The sequence below is a fragment of the Nonomuraea sp. NPDC050227 genome (assembly GCF_044459705.1).
Lineage (GTDB): Bacteria > Actinomycetota > Actinomycetes > Streptosporangiales > Streptosporangiaceae > Nonomuraea.
Window position 1 is genome coordinate 361,564 of the sequence record NZ_JBITJF010000002.1, and the last position, 20,566, is coordinate 382,129.

Consider the following 20,566-nt stretch of genomic DNA (forward strand, 5'->3'; position numbering starts at 1 on the left):
CGGCTAGAGCTCGGCGAAGAACGAGCTGACGTCCTCGGCCAGCAGGTCGGGGGCCTGCAGGGCGGCGTAGTGGCCGCCGCGCGCCGGCTCCGACCAGCGCACCACGTTGTGGGAGCGCTCGGCGTAGCGGCGGACCGTGCTGTCGCCGGGGAAGACGGCCACGGCCGTCGGCGTCGTGCCGGGCTCGGCGGGCGGCGCCCAGTCGCCGCCGCTCTCCCGGTACAGGCGCGCGGCGGAGCCGGCGGTGCCGGTCAGCCAGGTGATGGTGACGTTGGTCAGGACGTCGTCGGGGGCGACCCCGCCGGCGTCCTGGCCCCAGCTCGCGAACGCGTCCAGGTGCCAGGCGAGCTGGCCGGCCGGCGAGTCGGCCAGGGCGTAGGCGAGGGTCTGCGGCCTGGTGCTCTGGATGGCGGCGTACCCCGAGAACTCGCGGTGCCAGCGCTCGATCCGCCGCGCGCGCTCGGTCTCGGCCTCGGTCAGTCCGGACAGGTCGTCGGAGACGAACGCCGTGAGCGCGTTCAGGTGCACGCCCGCCACCCGGTCGGGGACCATCCGGGCCAGGGCGGGCGAGACGAGCGAGCCGAAGTCGCCGCCCTGGAGGCCGTACCGGTCGTAGCCGAGGCGGTCCATGAGCTCGATCCAGGCGGCGGCGACCCGGCGCACGCCCCAGCCGGTCCCGATGGTGGGGCCGGAGAAGGCGAACCCGGGCACGGACGGGATGACGAGGTGGAAATCGCGGCTGAGCGCCTCGGCCACGCGGGAGAAGTCGGCGAACGTGCTCGGCCAGCCGTGCGTCAGCAATAGCGGCAGCGCGCCGGGACGCGGCGAGCGCACGTGGGCGAAGTGCACGCGCTGGCCGTCGATCTCGGTCGTGTACTGCGGCAGCTCGTTGAGCCGCGCCTCGTGCGCCCGCCAGTCGTAGCCGTCCAGCCAGTACGCGGCCAGCTCGCGCACGGCCTCGGGCGGCACGCCGTAGGACCAGCCGACCCCCTCCAGGGCGTCCGGCCAGCGCGTACGGTCCAGCCGCGCCCGCAGGTCGTCGATCGCGGACTGCGGGATGTCGATGACGAATCGGTTCATGCCGCTCACGCTAGGCAGCATTGCGGCCAGGATCGGGCCACAATGGACCCGTGCTCGACACCTCGGCGCGGCTTCTGCGCCTGCTCTCCCTCCTGCAGACCCGGCGCGAGTGGCCCGGCGCGGAGCTGTCGCAACGGCTCGGCGTGGCCCCGCGCACGCTGCGCCGCGACATCGACCGGCTGCGCAGCCTCGGCTACCCGGTGGGCTCCACGCCGGGGGTGGCCGGCGGTTACCGGCTCGGTCCCGGCGCGGAGCTGCCGCCGCTGCTGCTCGACGACGAGGAGGCCGTCGCGGTCGCGGTCGGCCTGCGCACGGCCGCCGGCGGCACGGTGACCGGCATCGAGGAGACCTCGCTGCGCGCCCTGGCCAAGCTCGAACAGGTGCTGCCCGCCCGCCTGCGGCAGCGCGTCAACGCCCTGCAGACGCACACCGTCCGCGTCGGCGGGCAGGGCCCGACGGTCGACCCCGAGCTGCTGACCCGCATCACCGCCGCCTGCCGCGACCGCGAGCAGCTGCGCTTCGACTACACCGACCACGAGGGCGCCGTCACGCTGCGGAAGGCCGAGCCGCACAGCCTGGTCAGCAAGGGCAGCCGCTGGTACCTGGTCGGCTGGGACGTCGACCGCCACGACTGGCGCACGTACCGGGCCGACCGGATCGAGGTGCGCACGCCCAACGGCCCGCGCTTCGCCCCCCGCGAGCCGCCGGAGGCCGACGTCGCCGCGTGGGTGCGCCACCGGCTCGGCCACCAGATGTGGCCGGTCCAGGCCCGCTTCCTGATCCACGCCCCGGCCGGACGGCTGGCCGGCCGCGTCGGCGGCGAGGTCGAGGCGGTGGACGAGGCCACCTGCGTGCTCACCATGCGCGGCGACGACCTGCACCTGATGGCCGTGGCCGTGGCCTTCCTCGACCTCGACTTCGAGGTGCTGGAACCGGCCGAGCTGAAGGAACGTCTGCACGCCCTGGGACGGCGGCTGCTCTCTTCCAGAATATGATTCGGTGATGGCCACCTCAGCGTTCTTCACGCGCAAGGAGGGCGAGTTCGTGCCCGCCCCGCACGCGCGCAGCCCCTGGTCCCCCGACATGCTCCACGGCCGACTGCTCGGCGGCCTGGCGGCGAGCGCCCTGGAGGAGCGGCACGGCGAGCCCGGCCTGCACTTCGCCAGGCTCACCGTCGACCTGTTCCGCAACAGCCCCATGCTGCCGGTCACGGTGGAGACCACCCTGGTCAGGGACGGACGGCGGATCCGGGTCGCCGACGCCGTGCTCTCCACCGGACAGGGCGTGATCGGCCGGGCCTCGGCCGTGCTGCTCCGGCAGGGCGAGCAGCCCGGCGGCCGGCTGCCGCACACGCCCGCCTGGGACGAGCCCGCGCCCGCCGGCGACCCGGCCGAGGGGCAGGGCTGGAAGCCGCCGTTCGACCTGTGGCAGCTGACCGAGTGGGGGCAGGGCGGGCGCGACCGGGTGTGGCTGCGCGAGACCCACCCGCTGGTGGACGACGAGCCGCTGACGCCGCTCACCCGCGCCGCCCTGGCCGCCGACTTCGCCAGCCCGCTGGCCAACGTCGGCTCGGCGGGCGTCAGCTTCATCAACGCCGACTACACGCTGACGCTCGCCCGGCTGCCCGAGGGCGAGCTGATCGGCGTCGAGGCCACCGGCCACCTCAGCGCCGGCGGCGTCGCGACCGGCCAGGTCACCCTGCACGACACGGCCGGGCCGATCGGGTTCTGCGTGGTCACGGCGGTGGCCAACCCGGTCGCCCTGACCGGCGGCTGAGCGTCCGCCGAGCCCCGGGGCGGTCAGGCGGGGTGCTCGTCGCGGTCGCCCGACCAGTCGGTGTGGAAGGCGCCCTCCCGGTCCACCCGGTGATAGGTGTGCGCGCCGAAGTAGTCGCGCAGCCCCTGCACCAGCGCGGCCGGCAGGCGGTCGCGGCGCAGCCCGTCGTAGTAGGCCAGCGCGGAGGAGAAGCCCGGCGTCGGCACGCCGATCCGCACGGCCGTGGTCACCACGCGCCGCCACGCGTCCTGCGCGGCGTTCAGCGCGGCGGCGAAGGTCGGGTCGGCCAGCAGCGTCGGAAGCCGCCGGTCGGCGTCGTAGGCGGCGCGGATGCGGTCGAGGAACTTGGCCCTGATGATGCAGCCGCCGCGCCAGATGGTGGCCATGGCGCCCGGGTCGACGTCCCAGCCGTACTCCTCGGAGGCGGCGGCGATCTGGTCGAAGCCCTGCGCGTAGGCGACGATCTTGGACGCGTACAGGGCCTGGCGCACGTCCTCGATCAGCTCGCGGCCGCCGACGCCGGACAGCTTCGGGCCCTCCAGCGACGCGGCGGCGGCGCGCTGCTCCGGATGGCCCGACAACGCGCGGGCGAAGACCGCCTCGGCGATGCCGGTCACCGGCACGCCCAGGTCGAGCGCGCTCTGCACGGTCCAGCGGCCGGTGCCCTTCTGCTCGGCCTGGTCCACCACGACGTCCACGAACGGCTTGCCCGTGGCCGCGTCGACCTGCTCCAGCACCTCGGCGGTGATCTCGATCAGGTACGAGTCCAGGTCGCCCCGGTTCCACTCCCTGAACACCTCGGCCAGCTCGGCCGGCGTCGCCCCCAGGGCCTGGCGCAGCAGGTCGTAGGACTCGGCGATGAGCTGCATGTCCGAGTACTCGATGCCGTTGTGCACCATCTTCACGAAGTGCCCGGCGCCGTCGGGGCCGACGTGCACGGCGCACGGCACCCCGTCCACCTTGGCGGAGATGTCCTGCAGGATCGGGCCCAGCGCCTCCCACGACTCCTTCGAGCCGCCCGGCATGATGCTCGGGCCGAGCAGCGCGCCCTCCTCGCCGCCGGAGATGCCGGTGCCGACGAAATGGATGCCGCGCTCGCGCAGCGCCGCCTCACGCCGCCGGGTGTCCTGGAAATGCGCGTTGCCACCGTCGACGATCATGTCGCCCGGCTCCATCAGCTCGGCGAGCTGGTCGATCACCGCGTCGGTGCCGGGACCCGCCTTCACCATGATGATCGCCCGGCGCGGCCGCTTCAACGACGCCACGAAGGCGGCCAGCTCCTCGGCCGGCACGAACGTGCCCTCCCCGCCGAACTCCCTGACCAGCTGCTGGGTGCGGGCCGTCGTGCGGTTGTGCACGGCGACGGCGTACCCGTGCCTGGCCAGGTTCCTGGCCAGGTTGCGCCCCATGGTGGCCAGGCCGGTGACGCCGATGTCTGCCAAGTCCATCTTCAATGCTCCTCTGTGGGGGATACGCACGATCAAGCTGGGAGGTTCGGCGAGATATTCCCCCTTCGCTCAGGACGGGGAGCGCACGCCGAGCTCGTCCAGCCTGGCGAGCATGTCCGCCGGATCGGCGTACACGCGGAAGGCCCCGGCGCGTTCGAGCTCGTCCCTGCCATATCCACCGGACAGCAGCCCGATGCCGAGCGCGCCCGCCCGGCGGGCGGCCAGCAGATCCCAGACGCTGTCGCCCACCACCATCGCATGCAGCGGGTCCACCTGGACGAGCGCCGCACCGGCCAGGAACAGATCCGGGTCCGGCTTGGCCCGCCGCACCTGGTCGCGGGTGACCATCGGGGTGTCCTCCGGCAGGCCGAGCATGCCCAGCGCGAGCCGGGCCGTACGGGCGTAGCCGCTGGTCGCGATGGCCCACGGCACGCCGCGCGCGGACAGCTCGCCGAGCAGCTCGGCCGCCCCCGGCAGCGGCCGGACCGACGCCACCTGCTGCTCGTACGCCTCGGCGTGGGTGACCTGCAACTCGTCGATCTGCTCCTGGGTCAGCTTCAGCCCGGTCTCGCGCAGCAGCGCGCTGACGAACAGGCCGCCGCTCATGCCGATGCGCCGGTGGATGCGCCACACCGACAGGTCGATGCCCATCCCGGACAGCGCCTGCCGCCAGGCGATGACGTGCTGGTAGACGCTGTCGATCAGGGTGCCGTCCAGGTCGAACAGGAACGCGGGCGTGGGGGCCTGCGGGAAGTCGTTCATGACGTCCATGACACCATGGGGGGCATGCGGATCATCATCGCGGGTGGCCACGGCAAGATCGCGCTGCGGCTGGCCGAGCGGCTCAGGTCCGGCGCGGTCGGCCTGGTGCGCAACCCCGCGCACGTGGCCGACGTCGAGGCCACCGGGGCCGAGGCCGTGCTGTGCGACCTGGAGCAGGCCACCGCCGACGAGGTGACGGAGATCCTGCGCGGCGCCGACGCCGTGATCTTCGCGGCCGGCGCCGGCCCGGGCAGCGGCGCGGCCCGCAAGGACACCGTCGACCGGGCCGCGTCCGTCCTGATGGCCGACGCCGCCGAGCGGGCGGGCGTGCGGCGGTTCATCCAGATCTCCTCCATGGGCGCCGGCCGCCCGCCCGCGCCGGGCAGCGACGCGGTCTGGGCCGCCTACATCGAGGCCAAGACCGCCGCCGAGGACGACCTGCGCGCCCGCGACGGCCTGGCCTGGACGATCCTGCGCCCCGGCCGCCTGACCGACGAGCCCGGCACGGGCCTGGTCCGGCTGGCCCCCGAGGTGCCGCCCGGCTCGGTGCCGCGCGACGACGTGGCCGCCGTCGTCATGGCGCTGCTGGAGAACCCCGGCACCGCGCATCGCACGCTGGAGCTCGTCTCGGGCGACACTCCCGTCATCGACCTCATCGCCACGCAGTGAACGGCCGCCGAGTCATGCGTCCTTTTGCCGATTGCTGGCTATGACTTGCGGGTTCTTCGGCTAGATGTCCCCCTGATGCACTAGGGGGAGATCAAATGTCCGACATGCCGTTCAGGTCGTTCTTCGGGGGAGATCCGTTCAGGGGGTTCGAGGAGCTCACGGGGCGGGTGTTCGGCGGGATGGAAGGCTGGCCGCCGTCGCGTCCCAGCGTGCAGCGGGTCGACGTGGGCAAGCTGCTCAGCGCCTCGGCCAGGGAGGTGCTCAGCCGGGCCCTGGAGGTCGCCGGGCAGCGCGCCGCCCAGGACATGGACGTCCTCGACATCCTCGACGCGCTGACCGAGTCCGACGCCACCCGCCCGCTGATGCAGGCGGCGGGCGTCGACCTCGGCAGGTTGCGCGACCGCATCGACGCCCTGGCCGGACCCGGCACCGGCGCCGAGCCGCCCACCACGCTCACCCCGGCGGCCAAACGCGCCGTCCTGGACGCCCAGCGCATCTCCCGCGCCCTCCAGTCCTCCTACATCGGCCCCGAGCACCTGCTGCTCGCCCTGGCCGCCAACCCCGACTCCGCGGCCGCCCGGCTGCTCCAGGAGCAGGGCGTCTCGGCCAACGAGCTGCAGCAGGCCATCATGTCCGGCCCGTCCCGCCAGCAGCACGGCGACGGGCGGCGGCCCACGGACACCCCCGCGCTCGACGAGTACGGCCGCGACCTGACCGAGGAGGCCAGGCAGGGCAGGATCGACCCGGTCGTCGGCCGCGAGGACGAGATCGAGCAGGCCATCGAGGTGCTCTCGCGGCGCACCAAGAACAACCCGTGCCTGATCGGCGAGCCCGGCGTCGGCAAGACCGCCATCGTCGAGGGCATCGCCCAGCGCATCGTCAACGGCAGCGTGCCCGACACGCTCAAGGACCGCCGCGTCGTCGCGCTCGACCTGACCGGCATGGTCGCCGGGTCGAAGTACCGGGGCGAGTTCGAGGAGCGCATCAAGAAGGTCATCGACGAGGTGCGCGCGCACGCCGACGAGACCATCGTCTTCATCGACGAGGTGCACACCCTGGTCGGCGCCGGCTCGGCCGAGGGCGGCATGGACGCGGCCAACATCCTCAAGCCCGCCCTGGCCCGCGGCGAGCTGCACGTCATCGCCGCCACCACCATCGACGAGTACCGCAAGAACATCGAGAAGGACGCCGCGCTCGAACGCCGTTTCCAGCCCATCCTGGTCAGCGAGCCCACCGTCGAGCAGACGGTCGAGATCCTGGCCGGGCTGCGCGACGCCTACGAGGCCCACCACCAGGTCCGCATCACCGACGAGGCCCTGGACGCCGCCGCCAACCTCTCGGCCCGCTACATCTCCGACCGTTTCCTGCCCGACAAGGCCATCGACCTGATGGACCAGGCCTCGGCCCGGGTCCGGCTGCGCTCGCGCACCCCCGGCAGCGACGTGCGCGAGCTGGAGGAACGCCTGGAGTCGCTGCGCCGCGACAAGGACCAGGCGGTCACCTCCGACGACTTCGACCGGGCCAAGGAGCTCACCGTCCAGATCGACAAGCTCCGTCCCGAGCTGGACCGCGCCCGGCAGGGTCACGACACCGTCCCGCAGGTCATGGTGGAGGACATCGCCGAGGTCGTCTCCCGGCGTACCGGCATCCCCGTCACCCAGCTCACCGAGCAGGAGCGCGAGCGGCTGATGCGGCTGGAGGAGCACCTGCACGAGCGGGTCATCGGCCAGGACGAGGCCGTCACCGCCATCGCCGAGGCCGTGCGCAGGGCCAGGGCGGGCCTGTCGGACCCCAACCGGCCCATCGGCAGCTTCCTGTTCCTCGGCCCGACCGGCGTCGGCAAGACCGAGCTGGCCAGGGCGCTGGCCGCCGCGCTGTTCGGCGGCGAGGACCACATGGTGCGCATCGACATGAGCGAGTTCCAGGAGCGGCACACCGTCTCCCGCCTGATCGGCGCGCCCCCCGGGTACGTCGGCTACGAGGAGGCCGGCCAGCTCACCGAGGCCGTCCGCCGCCGCCCGCACGGCGTCATCCTGCTCGACGAGATCGAGAAGGCCCACCCCGACGTCATGAACATCCTGCTCCAGATGCTCGACGACGGCCGCCTGACCGACGGCCAGGGCCGCACGGTCGACTTCACCAACACCATCGTCATCATGACCAGCAACATCGGCGCCCAGCTCATCCTGGACGCCGAGGGCGACTCGCCGCAGCTCCAGGACGAGCTCATGGACCTGCTGCGCCACTCCCTGCGCCCCGAGCTGCTCAACCGCATCGACGAGGTGATCGTCTTCAAGCGGCTGGAACGCCAGCAGCTGCGCCAGATCGTGGACCTGCTGCTGGAGCGCACCCGGCAGCGGCTGCGCGGCCAGAACGTCACCCTGGAGGTCACCGACGAGGCCAAGGACTGGCTGGCCCGGCGCGGCTACCAGCCCGAGTTCGGCGCCCGCCCGCTGCGCCGGACCGTGCAGCGGGAACTGGACAACCGCCTGTCCACGATGCTGCTGACCGGCGAGGTGGCCGAGGGCGGCAAGGTCACCGTGGACGTCGAGGACGACCGGCTCCGGCTCAGGGCCCACAACCCCGAGCCGGTCGGCTGACCGGTCAGCGCCGCGGCAGGCGGGCGCGCTCCCGGCACTCCTCCAGGGTGAGGGTCGCCAGCGCCTCGCGGACGACGGGCACGCACACGGGGGCCATCGACAGGCTGGACACCCCGAGCCCGACCAGCAGCGGCGCGACCGCCGGGTCGCCGGCGGCCTCGCCGCACACCCCGACCGGCTTGCCCGCCCGCAGCCCGGCCTCGGCGCACATGCCGACCAGCCGCAGCAGGGCGGGCTGAGCCGGGTCGAGCAGGTCGGACAGGCCGGGATGCTGCCGGTCGGCGGCGAAGGTGTACTGGGCCAGGTCGTTGGTGCCGACGCTGAGGAAGTCCACCTCGGCCAGCAGCTCGTCGGCCTGGAGGGCGGCGGCGGGCACCTCGACCATCACGCCCGCGCGGGCGAGGCCGCGGGCGCGCACGCGGCGGGCGAAGTCGGCGGCCTCGCGCGCGGTGGTCACCATCGGGGCCATCACCCGCACGTCGGCGCCCGTGGCGCGGGCGGCCTCGGCGATGGCGTCGAGCTGGGCGTCCAGGACGCCGGGCAGCACCCGGTCGACGCGCAGGCCGCGCACGCCCAGCGCCGGGTTGGGCTCGGCCGGCAGGCCGAGGAAGGGCAGCGGCTTGTCGGTGCCGGCGTCGAGCGTGCGCACGGTCACCGGGCCGCCCCCGGCGAACACCTCCGCGTACGCGGCGACCTGCTCCTCGTGGGAGGGCGGCAGCCTGCGGTCGAGGAACAGGAACTCGGTGCGGAACAGGCCCACGCCCTCCGCGCCCGGCCGCAGGTCCGCGGCCGAGCCGATGTTGTGCAGCAGCCTCACCGGGTGGCCGTCGGCCGTCCTGCCCGGCCCGGCGCTTGCGGCCAGCCGCTCGCGGTCGCGCCGGTCGGACTCCCGTACGCGGTCGGCCTCCTCGCCGGTGAGGCCGACCGTGACCTCGCCGGTGACGCCGTCCACGCCGACCACCGTCCCGTCGGGGACGGCCGTGACGCCCGCGCAGGCCACCACGGCGGGCAGGCCGCGGCCGCGGGCCAGGATGGCGGTGTGGCTGGTGGGCCCGCCGCGCTCGGTGACCAGCGCCAGCACCCGCGGGCCCAGGCCGACGGTGTCGGCGGGCGACAGGTCCGCGGCCACCAGCACGAACGGATGGCCGGGGTCGGGCACGCCCGGCATGGGCAGGCCCAGGGCGGCGGCCACCGCGCGGGACCTGAGGTCGTCGAGGTCGGCGGCCCGCTCGGCGAGGTAGCCGCCGAGCGCGGCCAGGGCCTCCTGGTGCGCGGAGAAGGCGGCGTCCAGGGCGTGGGGGGCGTCCAGGCCGTCGTCGCGCACGTGCGCCTCGGCCTGCTCGCGCAGCTCCGGGTCGGCGGCCATCATGGCCAGCGCCTCAAGGATCTCGGCCCCTTCGGCGCCGGCGTGGGCGGCGCGGCGTTCCAGGTCGGCGGCGAGGGCGTCGAGCGCCTTCGCGGCGGCGGCCGTCTCGGCGCCGGGGTCGGTGACCCGGCGGGGGGCGGGCAGCACCGGCGGGGCCGCCATCCGCACCACGGGCCCGGCGGTGCGGCCCTGGCTGACCCCCACCCCCTTCAGCGTCGCCTCAGCCATCGAGCGCCTCACCGGCTGCAGTTTCAGCCGCACCGGGCGTGGGGACGGCGTCGAGGTCGCGGGACAGCAGGGCGGCCAGCGCGTCGAGCGCCTCCTCGGCCCCCGCGCCCTCGGCCTCCAGCGTCACCACCGTGCCCTGCGTCGCGCCCAGCGACAACACCCCCAGCATGCTGCCGGCCGGCACCGACCGCTCGCCGAGCCGCACCCGCACCGGCACCCCGAGCCGGGCCGCCTCCCGCACGAACACCTTCGCCGGACGCGCGTGCAGGCCGCCGGCGCTGGCCACGGCCACCGTTCGACTCGCCATCGCCAACCTCCTTCAGGGTTCTATCGTCACCTTGATCGCCTTGCCCGTGCTGACGAGGTCGATCCCGTCGAGCACCCGGGGCAGCGGCAGCCGGTGGGTGATCAGGTCGGACACCACGACGGCGCCCTCGGCCACCAGGCGCAGGGCCTCGGCGTTGTGCGCGGGGCTGGAGCCGTTCGCGCCCACGATGGTCAGCTCCCGGTAGTGGACCAGGTTGGCGTCGAGCGCGATGACCGGGTCGTCCTTCGGCAGCCCGCCGAAGAAGCTCACGCGGCCCTGCCGGGCGGCCATCCGGACCGCCTGCTCCTGGGCCGCGCCGGAGGCCGCGGCGGTGATCACGACGTCGGCGCCGCGGCCGCCGGTCAGCTTGAGCACCTGCCCGACGGCGTCGGAGTCGATCACCGCGTCGGGACGCACCAGCTCGGCCGCCATCGCCAGCCGGTCGGCGTTGACGTCCACCAGGAAGACCCGGGACGCGCCGCGCGCCCGCGCCAGCCGTACGTGCAGGCAGCCGATCGGGCCGGCGCCCATCACCACGACGTCGTCGCCCGGGCCCACCCCGGCCAGCGACTGGCCGTTGAGCACGCAGGCCAGCGGCTCGGCTACCGACGCCTCGGCGAACCCGACGCCGTCCGGTACCGGGTTGACGCCGTTCACCGCCAGCACCTTGGCCGGGACGACCACGTACTCGGCGAAGCCGCCGTCGTAGTGGTAGCCCATCGACTCCTGGCGCGGGCAGACGGTCAGGCGGCCCCGGCGGCACTCCGCGCACGTCCCGCACGGGATGGCGGCGATCACCTGCACCCGCGCCCCGGTGCCCACGACCTCGCCGGCGATCTCGTGGCCCATCACGCGCGGCGGCCTGATGTGGTGGTGGCCGTACCGGAAGATCTTGGCGTCGGTGCCGCAGGTCGAGCAGTTGCGCACCCGGATCTTCAGCTCGCCCGGCCCGGCCTGCGGCTCGGGCGCGTCCTCGATCCTGATGTCGCCCGGGGCGTGGAACCTGGCTACCTTCACGTCAGCTCCTTCAGCACCTGGCCCGGCTCCGTCGCCTCGCGCAACGCCCTGGCCCGGTCGGGGTCGAGCAGGATCTCGGCCAGCGCCGCCAGCAGCGGCACGTGCCCGTCGCCGGCGGCGGCGATGCCCACGCACAGCGTGACGCGCTCGCCGTCCCAGTCGATCCCGCCGGGGAAGCGCACGACGCAGATCGCGTCGCGCGTGACGTCCCGCTTGGAGGCGGCCGTGCCGTGCGGGACGGCCACCCCCTCGCCGACGTAGGTGGAGATCGTGCGCTCGCGTTCGAGCATCGCCTCGACGTACGGCTCCGCGACCGCCCCCACCTCCACCAGCACCCGCCCGCACCGGCGGACGGCCTCCTCCCGCGAGGCCGCGCTCTCGTGCAGCAGGATCGCCCGCGCGTCGAGCAGGTCCTCACGCATCGACGGCGCCGCCGTTCCTGATGGTGTTCACCAGCGCGGTCACCGCCGGGTCGCCGAGGAAGACCTGGAAGGACACCAGCGCCTTGCCCGGCGCGGCGGCCCTGGCCCGGGCGGCCAGCCCGGAGTGGCACACGACGACGTCGGCGTCGGCGGGGATGGAGTTCACCGGGGTGTGCTCGACGGTGACGCCGCTCTCCTTGAGCTGCTTGCGGAGCTGTGAGGCGAGCATGACGCTGCTGCCCATGCCCGCGTCGCAGGCCACGACGATCTTGTGGATGTCCTTGCTGTCGATGCCGGCCACGGCTCACGCCTCCTTGCTGACGGGTTCGGTCCTGACGGGTCGGGTGTTCGCGGGCTCGGGGCTCGCGGGTTCGGTGCTGGCGGGTTCGGGCGCCGGCGGGTCCGCGACGGCGTCCTGCGGGCCGGGGACGTCCGGCGCCGGCTCCTTCTCGCCCCGGCCGAAGCCCAGCAGCACGGCGGCGACGGCGAACGACACGGCCGCGGCCACCGCGATCCCGGCGATCGAGCCGAGCCAGCCGCCGCGCGGCGTCACCGCGAGGTAGGCGAAGATGCTGCCGGGGGAGGGCGTGGCGACCAGGCCCGCGCCGGTGATCATGAAGGTGAACACGCCGGCCGCGCCGCCCGCGATGACGGCCAGGATGAGCCGCGGCTTCATCAGCACGTACGGGAAGTAGATCTCGTGGATGCCGCCGAAGAAGTGGATGATCATCGCGGCGGGCGTGCTCGGCCGCAGCGGACGCGGCCCGAACAGCAGGTACGCCACCAGCAGCCCGAGCCCGGGGCCGGGGTTCGACTCCAGCATGAACAGGATCGACTTGCCCTGCCGCACCGCCTCGGCCACCCCCAGCGGCCCCAGCACGCCGTGGTTGACCGCGTTGTTCAGGAACAGCACCTTGGCCGGCTCGATCAGCACCGAGGCCACCGGCAGCAGGTTGTTGGTGATCAGCCACTCGACCGCCTGGCCCGCCGCGTCGGTGACGACCCGGACGACCGGCCCGATGCCCAGCACCCCGGCCACGGCCATCGCGGCGCCCACGATGCCGGCGGTGAAGTTGTCCACCAGCATCTCGAACCCGGCCCGGGTCCGCTGCTCAGTGAACTTGTCCACATATTTCAGGATCACGGCGGCGAGCGGGCCGACGATCATCGCGCCCAGGAACATCGGGATGTCCGAGCCCACGACCACGCCCATCGCCGCCACCGCGCCGACGACCGCGCCGCGCTGCCCATGGACCATGCGGCCGCCGGTGTAGGCGATGAGGATCGGCAGCAGGGCCTTGATGACCGGGTCGACCAGCGCGGCCAGCTCCTTGTCCGGCAGCCAGCCGGTGGGGATGAACAGCGCGGTGATCAGGCCCCAGGCGATGAACGCGCCGATGTTCGGCATGATCATCCCGGCCAGATGGCCGCCTAGACGCTGGATGGTGGCCTTGACTCCGGTGCCGTAGACCGGAGGGGTGTAACTGTCGGCCATGGACGTGCTCCTTCGGGGGGATGAGCAGTGGATCAGCCGTGCGGTGCGGGGGCGACCGGCTCCGGGACGGGCGGCGCGTGCGGGACGGTGAGCGGGCGGGCCGGGTCGGGGGCTCCCGTGCGCACCCCGGCGCGGTCGATGTCGGCGGGGCCGGGCATCCTGCTGCCGGGCAGCCGGACCGCCGCCGCGCCCCAGGCCAGCGCCTCGGCCAGGGCGGGGACGCCGTGCCCGCCCGCGGCCAGGAACCCGGCCAGCATGGCGTCGCCGGCGCCGACGGAGCTGCGCGGCCCGGTGACCGCGGCCTCGCCGTACCAGACGCCGTCGTCCTGGACGAGGACGGCGCCGTCGGCACCGAGGCTGGCCAGCACCGTGCGGGCGCCCGCGGCGCGCAGCCCGGCCGCCGCCTCGACGACGTCGCCGACCCGGCACAACGGCCGGCCGGTCACCGCGGCCAGCTCGTCGAGGTTGGGCTTGACCAGCGCCGGACCGGCCTCCAGCGCGCGGGCGAGGGCCGGGCCGCTGGTGTCCACGGCGACGTGCAGGCCCGCGGCGGCGAAACGGCGGCACAGCCGGGCGTAGACGTCGGCGGGCACGCCGGGCGGCAGGCTGCCCGAGGCCACCACCCAGTCCGCCTCCCGCGCCGCGGCCAGCACGGTCTCGGCGATCGTGTCCAGCTCGGCCGCCGACAACGCGGGCCCCGGCTCGTTGATCTTGGTGACCGTGCCGTCGGGCTCGGCGAGCGTGACGTTGGACCGGGTCGTGCCCGCCACGGGGACGGTGACCATGTCCAGGCCCTCGGCGGCCAGCAGGCGGACGAGCTGCGCGCCCTCGTCCCCGGCGAAGGGCAGCACGGCGCGGGCGGCGACGCCGTTGGCCAGCAGCGCCCGCGAGACGTTGACGCCCTTGCCGCCCGGGTCGAGCCGGGCCCGCGCGGCCCGGATCACCGCGCCCCTGGCCAGAGCGGCGATCTCGATCGTGCGGTCGAGGCTCGGGTTGAGCGTCAACGTGAGGATCACGCGCGGATCACCTCCGGCCCGGCCGCGGCGACGTCGGCGGCCAGCGCCGGGTCGATCCCGGCGTCGGTGATCACCACGTCGATCTCGCCCAGTTCGGCGAACGTGGCCAGGTAGGTGTTGCCGAACTTGGTGTGGTCGGCCAGCAGCACGCTGCGCTGCGCGGCCCGGACCATGGCCCGCTTGATCGCCGCCTCGGCCGGGTCGGGCGTGGTCAGGCCCCGGGCGGGCGAGCAGCCGTTGGCGCCCATGAACGCGACGTCGACGTTGAGGTGGGCCAGCGGGCGCAGCGCCCAGTCGTCGACCGTGGCCAGCGTCTTGCCGCGCAGCCGCCCGCCCAGCACGATCACCTGGAGGTTGGCCCGCGAGGCCAGGACGGTGGCCAGCGGCGGCGAGTTGACGATCACGGTGAGCTCGCGGTCGGCGGGCAGCGCCTGGACCAGGCGGCCGGTGGTGGTGCCGGCGTCGATGATGACCGAGCCGTCCTCGGGCAGCTCGGCCAGGGCCGCCTTGGCGATGCGCTCCTTCTCCGCGGTCATCACCTCGTCGCGGGCGGCCAGCGCGGGCTCGAACCCCAGGCGTTCCACGGGGATCGCGCCGCCGTGCACCCGGCGCAGCACGCCCGCCCGCTCCAGCGCGGTCAGGTCGCGGCGGATCGTCTCGGTGGTCACGTCGAGCTCGGCGGCCAGCCGCACCACGTCCACGCGGCCCGCGTCCCGCGCTCTGCGGAGGATCTCCTGCTGCCGCTCCTCGGCGTACATGATGTTGGTTCACCGCCGTTTCTGTTTGGTTTCTCCTGTGTTTATACCCGCTTTCGTTGGACGGTCAAGGGGTGGACGACGCAATCTGGTAGTTATAGGCGGGTGCGAATGAAGCCCCTGGCCGCCGCGGCGGCGGTCGTCCCCGTCGTCGCCCTGGCCACGCCCGCCCACGCCGCCGTCGCCCGCCCGATCCAGGTGCCCCCGGGCACCACGGCGGCCTGGGTGGTGTTCGACAGGAAGGCGGGCAAGATCGTCGCCGTCCGGAACGCCCACCGCAAGTTCCGCTCGGCGTCGGTCGTCAAGATCCTCATCGCGATCGACTACCTGGAGCGGCGCAAGAGCGTGCCCCCGGCCGACGCCCGGCTGCTGAAGATCATGCTGCGCTCCAGCGACGACGACGCCGCCTCGGCGTTGTGGGACCGCGACGGCAAGGGACAGATCATCGTCCGGACCGCCCGCCGGCTCGGCCTGTCCGACACCACCCCGCCGCCCGCGTCCAAGCCCGGCTTCTGGGGCTACACCTCGCTCAGCGCGTACGACGTCGTCCGCACCTACCGCTACCTGCTGGACACCGCCGACGCCCGGGTGCGCGACCTCGTCCTCGGCCACCTGCGCGCCTCCACGCCGTGCGGCACCGACGGCTTCGACCAGACCTTCGGCATCCCGCGCGCGGTGCCCAGGCCGTGGGCGGTCAAGCAGGGCTGGTCGGGGTTCGGCGCGACGCCGCCCGGCACGTGCGACCCCAAGGCCCTGGCCGCGCCCGTCTCGTGGATCGCGCAGCGCGCGACCGGCTCGGGCGTGCCCGACTACGGCCGGCCCGTGCTGCACACGACCGGCCTGGCCGGCGCCGGCGACCGCCTGGTCATGGCGGTGCTCACCGCCCATCCGGCGGGCAGCGCGTGGAGCGGCTCGGTCAAACGCGTCACCGACCTGACCGCGGCCCTGTATCGCTCGGTGTCGTGACGCCCTGAATGCACCGGGAAATGCCGGGAGCCCGCCGGGAAATCGTTCCCGCGGGCTGTCGGGCCGCCTTTTCTGAGGCGGTTATTTTCTGATGAAACCCCTGGTCGCAGCTGTAGGAAAATGGCGTCGAACGTGAAAAGGGAAAAACTCTAGGTGTGCCGTTCTGGCGGCGTTACCATTTGTCTGTGCCTAGCGTGGACATCGCGAAAAATGATCCGGGTTGGGAATCGGCCGGAAAGGCGCTCGCCGCCGAGCTGCTCGACGCGCTGACGCCGCCGGCGCTCCAGGTGGAGCACATCGGCAGCACCTCCATCCCCGGCATGGACGCCAAACCGATCTTCGATCTCCAGGTGAGCGTGCCCGACCTCGACGCCGCCGAGGAGGCTCTGGCCGAGGCGCTGCACGCGCTGGGCTTCGCCCGCACCGCCTACTTCCACGACCACGTCCCCGCGGGCTCGGCCGGCCCGCCCGACCTGTGGCGCAAGCGGCTCTGGATGCGCCGCGGCCACGCCGGGCCCGACGTCAACCTGCACCTCCGCGCGGCGGGCGGCGCGGGGGAGCGCTTCGCCCTGCTGTTTCGCGACTGGTTCCGGGCCCATCCGGCCGCGGTGCCCGCCTACGCGGCCTTCAAGCGGTCCCTGGCCGAGGCGGTGACCGACGGCGCCGCCTACACCGAGATGAAGAACCCGGTCGTCGACCTGGTCGTGGCGACCGCCGAGGACTGGGCGGCCCGCACCGGCTGGAAAGTGACCTAGCTCCGTGACCCGTCCCGGACAGCCCCGGCGGCCCGGCCGGCGCGCGCACCCGCGGTCGGGAACGCCCTCATGAAGCGGGCTCCCGTCAAGAAGTCCCTTCCCGCCGTCGCGCCCGCCGGGCCGCCGGCCGAGCCGGGGGCCGAACACGCCTGGAAGGCGCTCACGCTCGTCGTGGACCTGGTCAAGCACGCCGAGACCAAGGCGGGCCTCACCCTGGCCGCGGCGGGGGTCGTCGGCGGCCTCGTCTACACCCTCATCAGGAGCGTGCCCCGCACCGGCGTGGCCTTCGGCCTGGCGGCCGTGGCCTGCGCGGTGTGCGTCCTGACCGCGGCCTTCGCCGCCGCGCTGGCGCTGATCCCCAGGGTGCGCAGCGAGCCCACCAACGTGCTGCACTACCACCACGTCGCCACGCGCTTCGGCGCCCGGCCCGAGACGTACGTGGGCGAGCTGAGCGGCCTGGTCGCCCGGCCCGAGGCGCTCGTGCCCGCCATCGCCCACCAGATCTGGGCCAACGCCAGGGTGGCGAGGAAGAAGTACCGCTGGGCCGGCCTGGCGCTCGGCGCGCTGCTGGCCGGCCTGGCGATGCTCACCGTCATGGCCGTCGTCGCGGTGCTGCAGAACCTCTGACCGCCGCCGGTCATGCCGACAGTTCCAGCAGCTCCCGCACCAGCCGCGACAGCAGCCCGCCGTCGTCCAGGAGGCCGGCCCCCGTCGCGAAGTAGTGCCGGGCGGCGGCGGGCCGGCCCGCCAGCCGCTCCAGCCGGCCGAGCTCCAGATACGCCGTGGCCTCCCGCGGCGCGCGCTCGATCAGGTACGTGTAGGTCAGCCGCGCCGCCTCCGCCTCACCCGCGTCGAGCTGGGCGCGGCCCAGCCGCAGCAACGTGGAGGGCGAGGGGGCCGGCTCGGCCCGCAGCAGCTCCTCCAGCGAGGCGACCCCGTCGGCGCCGGCCGTACGGGCGGCGCCGGGCACGCCGGCCTGCGCCCGTTCCGACACCCACACCCACGCGGTCGCCGAGAAGCCCCGCTCCGGGATCGTGCCGTCCACCCTCCAGAACTCCTCGGGACGCAAGGACCGGAAGCCGTGCCGGATCACGTCCTGGTAGAGGTGGTCGGAGACGACCACCGCCAGCTCGGCGGCCGGATGGTCCACCAGCACGGACTTGACCGCCGGGCTGTCGAGCAGCCGGAAGCACTCGATGATCGCCGGGCCGCTGAAGCCGGTGGGCCCGGTGGACACCACGCCGTTGGTCAGCGACAACCGCAGCCGGATCCGGGCGCCCTCGCTCAGCAGCCGGTTCTCCTGCCGCAGCGCGACGGTCAGCCCGTGCACCAGCTCGGGGACGACCGCCGTCTCGTCGATGTCGCTCGGAGGCATGATCAGCACGCCGTCGCCGCTGCTCTGCACGATCTCCTCGGGCAGCCCGGCGGCCCGGCAGGCCGCGTACACGACCGTGACCAGGCTCTGCTGGGCGCGGATCTGCTCGGGCACGGGCCGTCCGCTCCAGCCCTTGATGTCGACGGCTCCGCAGAGCACTCTTCGCGGCGATGACATGCGCGTCCTCTCCTGTCGATGGTCGAGGTCATTGTCCGGGGGGCCCGCGACGGGCAACCCCTACTGGTGCGGGGAAGCCCGCCGGGACAGCGGCGATCCTGGGGGGAGCTCGGCCCGCCGCGCAGGGGCCGGCGGGACGGGAGGGGGTCCCGGGCGGCCTCTGCCGGCGCTCACCGTGGGGGATCGCCGAGGAGGTGGTCCGGGACGTCCATGTCGGCCAGCGCGGCCAGCCCGGCCACGTCCAGGATGACCACCCGGCCGCGCTGGCTGACGACCAGCTCCTTCATGGCGGCGATGGCCTTCTGCACCGTTCCCTCCTTCGCGCCGATCAGCATGGCCAGCTCCGCCTGGCGCAGGTCGGCGGCCCAGTGGCCGTCCACCACGTTGGCGTACCGCTGCACCTGGTAGAGCACGGCACGGGCGAGCCGCTGGTCCACCTCGTAGCCGGCCGCGTCCGCGCGGAAGATGTTGGCCTGCCGCAGCCGGTCGGCGGTGTTGGCGGTCAGCGCCACCGCGGCCCTCGGCTGCGCGCCGACGAACTGCTTGAACGCCTCACCGGCCACCACCAGCATGGTGGCCGGCACCCGGACGGTCACCGTGGCGGTGCGCGGCATGTCCCCGAACACCGCCATCTCGCCCAGGATGTCGCCGGGATGGCGGATCGCGAGCAGCGTCTCCGCGCCGTTCTCGACCGTGGCGTGCACGTTGACCCGGCCGGTGAGCAGCAGGAAGACCGCCTCGCCCGGATCGCCCTGGTGGACCACGGCCTCCCCCGAGCAGTACGTCTTGACGCGGCCCAGGCGCAGCAGCGCGTTGCGGGTCAGCTCGTCCAGCGCGCCGAGGAAGGAGGTCTTGGGCCACAGGTCGGGAGGCATGCGCGTCACCTCGGATCATGCGGGTGGGGGGCGGGGGACGTTCGTCGTCCAGGGGAAGGCCGTCGGGTACAGGCCGTGCTCCTGGAGAACCCTGATTATGACGTCGCCGCCTTCCCGGGATGCGGCACCTGTGCAAACTTCCCGGAGGAAGTCCTTTCTGTCCTCACCGGAAACCCGGATCAGGGCGGTGCCGAGCAGCCGCCGGGTCGTCTGCAGGTCCCGGCGCCGGGCCGCCCGGAAGGCGAGCGGCACCAGAGGCAGCGGGCTGCGGGGATCGGCCTCGGCCGCCTCGTTGAGGAAGGCGTCGGCGACGGCGAGGTCACCCAGCGCGCTGCGCACGCAGGACAGGTCCAGCAGCAGCGCGCAGGTCAGCCGGTCGGCCGTCGTCCCCGTCGGCGCCGCCGTCCCGGTCGTGCCCGCTGTTCCTGCCGTGCCCGCCGTGCCCGCCGGGAGCGGGCGGCTCCGGACCAGGCGCAGCCCCTCGGTGAGGTAGACCAGCGCGAGGTGGGTGCGGTGGCGTTCCAGCTCCAGGCGGCCCAGCCGCTGGCACACCGCCGCGCACAGCGGCCTGCGTGCCAGCAGGAACGACCACGTCTGGGCCGCGGCCTCGACGTCGCCGAGCCGCCGGTGGCAGTCGCCGAGCCGCAGCAGCGACTCCTCGGCGTCGGGGCCGTCCGCGCCGGGCAGCAGCCGCAGCGTCTCCTCCAGGTCCAGGATCGCCTGCCGGTACTCGCCCCGCCCCAGCAGCCGCCCGGCCCGCGCCGCCATCTCCGCCGCCATCTCCCCGGCCCGCAGACGGGACGGCCCGTCCACGACGGGGACGTCCGGGGCGGGGACGTCCGGGGCATGGAGCCAGGCGATCGGGGACGCGCCACCGCCGATCCGGACGGGACGGTAGTCCTCGGGACGGTGCTCCAGCAGCCCCCGGGCCACCACGTTCTGGAAGAAGGAGTCCGAGGCGACCACGGTCGGGTTCGCCGCCGTGGCCCGGACCGCGTCGCTGTCCAGCAGCCGGAGGCACTCGGCGACGGCGTGGCCCGCGATCCCCGGAGGCAGGACCAGCCCGCGAGCCAGCGCCAGCCGCAGCCTGATCCCGGACCGGGCGCCGCAGGCGCGGTTGGCGTCGTCGAGCGCGGCGCCGACCTCCCGCAGCAGGCGCGAGAGCACGGTCAGCGAGTCGCCGCCGGCGGGCAGCAACAGGTGCACGCCGTGGGCGGGCAACCGGTGCTGCTCCCCGACTCCGACCCCGACTCCGCCGCCGACCCCGCCCTCGCCGCCGATCCCGACTCCGCCGCCGACCCCGCCCTCGGCGCCGAGCCGGGAGGCGGAACGGAAGGCCGCGGCCAGCGCCGTCTGGAGCCGGACCCGGGCGGCGGCCGTCCCGGGGGCGCGCTCGTCGATGCCGGCGGTCACGCACACACCGTCCACGCAAGCCTCCGATCCGGCCGGGGACAGGGCCCGTCAGCACGGCCCGTCA

General features: G+C 74.2%; 21 protein-coding genes. 7 read left to right on the forward strand and 14 right to left on the reverse strand.

Annotated features, from left to right (window positions below):
* Nucleotides 1–3: 3 nt before the first annotated feature.
* Nucleotides 4–1,080, reverse strand: a complete 1,077-nt coding sequence (locus ACIBK9_RS08870; RefSeq protein ID WP_397156447.1) for an epoxide hydrolase family protein — start codon at nt 1,078–1,080, stop codon at nt 4–6.
* A gap of 50 nt (nt 1,081–1,130) precedes the next feature.
* Here ACIBK9_RS08870 and ACIBK9_RS08875 point away from each other — a divergent pair, with 50 nt between their 5' ends.
* Together ACIBK9_RS08875 and ACIBK9_RS08880 are read left to right on the forward strand one after the other, a co-directional pair.
* Entirely contained in the window at nt 1,131–2,075 is a 945-nt protein-coding gene (locus ACIBK9_RS08875) for a helix-turn-helix transcriptional regulator (protein ID WP_397156449.1), read from the forward strand.
* Nucleotides 2,076–2,082: 7 nt separating this feature from the next.
* Nucleotides 2,083–2,856, forward strand: coding sequence for a thioesterase family protein (locus ACIBK9_RS08880; RefSeq protein ID WP_397156451.1), 774 nt, complete (start codon nt 2,083–2,085; stop codon nt 2,854–2,856).
* 23 nt (nt 2,857–2,879) lie between these two features.
* Here ACIBK9_RS08880 and gndA read toward each other — a convergent pair whose 3' ends face one another.
* Both gndA and ACIBK9_RS08890 read right to left on the reverse strand, forming a co-directional pair.
* Complete coding sequence (gene gndA / locus ACIBK9_RS08885; RefSeq protein WP_387669352.1) at nt 2,880–4,304, reverse strand: NADP-dependent phosphogluconate dehydrogenase; 1,425 nt, start codon at nt 4,302–4,304, stop codon at nt 2,880–2,882.
* Nucleotides 4,305–4,373: 69 nt separating this feature from the next.
* Nucleotides 4,374–5,066 carry an HAD family hydrolase gene (locus tag ACIBK9_RS08890; RefSeq protein ID WP_397157560.1) on the reverse strand — a complete coding sequence of 231 codons (693 nt, stop codon included), beginning with the start codon at nt 5,064–5,066 and terminating at the stop codon, nt 4,374–4,376.
* Between the two features lie 24 nt (nt 5,067–5,090).
* Here ACIBK9_RS08890 and ACIBK9_RS08895 point away from each other — a divergent pair, with 24 nt between their 5' ends.
* Together ACIBK9_RS08895 and ACIBK9_RS08900 are read left to right on the forward strand one after the other, a co-directional pair.
* Complete coding sequence (locus ACIBK9_RS08895) at nt 5,091–5,735, forward strand: SDR family oxidoreductase (protein WP_397156453.1); 645 nt, start codon at nt 5,091–5,093, stop codon at nt 5,733–5,735.
* A gap of 95 nt (nt 5,736–5,830) precedes the next feature.
* The gene (locus ACIBK9_RS08900) at nt 5,831–8,335 is read left to right on the forward strand and encodes an ATP-dependent Clp protease ATP-binding subunit (protein ID WP_397156455.1); all 2,505 of its coding nucleotides are present in this window, start codon (nt 5,831–5,833) and stop codon (nt 8,333–8,335) included.
* Nucleotides 8,336–8,339: 4 nt separating this feature from the next.
* Here the strand turns inward: ACIBK9_RS08900 and ptsP are convergent, their stop codons facing one another.
* From ptsP to ACIBK9_RS08940, 8 genes are read right to left on the reverse strand one after another with little or no spacing between them, the layout of a single operon-like run.
* The gene (gene ptsP, locus ACIBK9_RS08905; RefSeq protein WP_397156459.1) at nt 8,340–9,929 is read right to left on the reverse strand and encodes a phosphoenolpyruvate--protein phosphotransferase; all 1,590 of its coding nucleotides are present in this window, start codon (nt 9,927–9,929) and stop codon (nt 8,340–8,342) included.
* On the reverse strand, nt 9,922–10,236 hold the full coding sequence (locus tag ACIBK9_RS08910) for an HPr family phosphocarrier protein (RefSeq protein WP_397156461.1): 315 nt from the start codon (nt 10,234–10,236) through the stop codon (nt 9,922–9,924). Before ACIBK9_RS08910 ends, ptsP begins: the two co-directional genes overlap by 8 nt.
* A gap of 12 nt (nt 10,237–10,248) precedes the next feature.
* Nucleotides 10,249–11,253, reverse strand: a complete 1,005-nt coding sequence (locus ACIBK9_RS08915; protein WP_397156463.1) for a zinc-dependent dehydrogenase — start codon at nt 11,251–11,253, stop codon at nt 10,249–10,251.
* The gene (locus tag ACIBK9_RS08920) at nt 11,250–11,675 is read right to left on the reverse strand and encodes a PTS sugar transporter subunit IIA (RefSeq protein ID WP_358011434.1); all 426 of its coding nucleotides are present in this window, start codon (nt 11,673–11,675) and stop codon (nt 11,250–11,252) included. The genes ACIBK9_RS08915 and ACIBK9_RS08920 overlap by 4 nt, the downstream gene beginning before the upstream one ends.
* Nucleotides 11,668–11,976: a PTS lactose transporter subunit IIB gene (locus ACIBK9_RS08925; protein WP_358286402.1), complete on the reverse strand. Its 309-nt coding sequence runs from the start codon at nt 11,974–11,976 to the stop codon at nt 11,668–11,670. Before ACIBK9_RS08925 ends, ACIBK9_RS08920 begins: the two co-directional genes overlap by 8 nt.
* Before the next feature lie 3 nt (nt 11,977–11,979).
* Nucleotides 11,980–13,170, reverse strand: a complete 1,191-nt coding sequence (gene mtlA / locus ACIBK9_RS08930) for a mannitol-specific PTS transporter subunit IIC (RefSeq protein ID WP_397156466.1) — start codon at nt 13,168–13,170, stop codon at nt 11,980–11,982.
* Nucleotides 13,171–13,202: 32 nt separating this feature from the next.
* Nucleotides 13,203–14,186 carry a 1-phosphofructokinase gene (pfkB, locus tag ACIBK9_RS08935; protein WP_397156468.1) on the reverse strand — a complete coding sequence of 328 codons (984 nt, stop codon included), beginning with the start codon at nt 14,184–14,186 and terminating at the stop codon, nt 13,203–13,205.
* Nucleotides 14,183–14,944: a DeoR/GlpR family DNA-binding transcription regulator gene (locus tag ACIBK9_RS08940; RefSeq protein ID WP_352350975.1), complete on the reverse strand. Its 762-nt coding sequence runs from the start codon at nt 14,942–14,944 to the stop codon at nt 14,183–14,185. Before ACIBK9_RS08940 ends, pfkB begins: the two co-directional genes overlap by 4 nt.
* 108 nt (nt 14,945–15,052) lie before the next feature.
* On the opposite strand from ACIBK9_RS08940, the gene ACIBK9_RS08945 reads away from it, so the two are divergent.
* The 3 genes from ACIBK9_RS08945 (at nt 15,053) to ACIBK9_RS08955 (ending at nt 17,289) form a co-directional block, all read left to right on the forward strand.
* Nucleotides 15,053–15,907, forward strand: coding sequence for a hypothetical protein (locus ACIBK9_RS08945; protein ID WP_397156470.1), 855 nt, complete (start codon nt 15,053–15,055; stop codon nt 15,905–15,907).
* Between the two features lie 185 nt (nt 15,908–16,092).
* Nucleotides 16,093–16,662, forward strand: coding sequence for a GrpB family protein (locus tag ACIBK9_RS08950; RefSeq protein ID WP_397156472.1), 570 nt, complete (start codon nt 16,093–16,095; stop codon nt 16,660–16,662).
* A gap of 69 nt (nt 16,663–16,731) precedes the next feature.
* A complete protein-coding gene (locus ACIBK9_RS08955; RefSeq protein ID WP_397156474.1) occupies nt 16,732–17,289 on the forward strand; it encodes a Pycsar system effector family protein in 558 nt (185 codons plus the stop codon).
* A 10-nt stretch (nt 17,290–17,299) separates the two neighbouring features.
* Here ACIBK9_RS08955 and ACIBK9_RS08960 read toward each other — a convergent pair whose 3' ends face one another.
* The 3 genes from ACIBK9_RS08960 to ACIBK9_RS08970 form a co-directional block, all read right to left on the reverse strand.
* The gene (locus ACIBK9_RS08960) at nt 17,300–18,214 is read right to left on the reverse strand and encodes a tetratricopeptide repeat protein (protein WP_397156476.1); all 915 of its coding nucleotides are present in this window, start codon (nt 18,212–18,214) and stop codon (nt 17,300–17,302) included.
* Nucleotides 18,215–18,384: 170 nt separating this feature from the next.
* On the reverse strand, nt 18,385–19,089 hold the full coding sequence (locus ACIBK9_RS08965; protein ID WP_387669335.1) for a Crp/Fnr family transcriptional regulator: 705 nt from the start codon (nt 19,087–19,089) through the stop codon (nt 18,385–18,387).
* 15 nt (nt 19,090–19,104) lie between these two features.
* Entirely contained in the window at nt 19,105–20,502 is a 1,398-nt protein-coding gene (locus ACIBK9_RS08970) for a tol-pal system YbgF family protein (RefSeq protein WP_397156478.1), read from the reverse strand.
* Between the last annotated feature and the right edge of the window lie 64 nt (nt 20,503–20,566).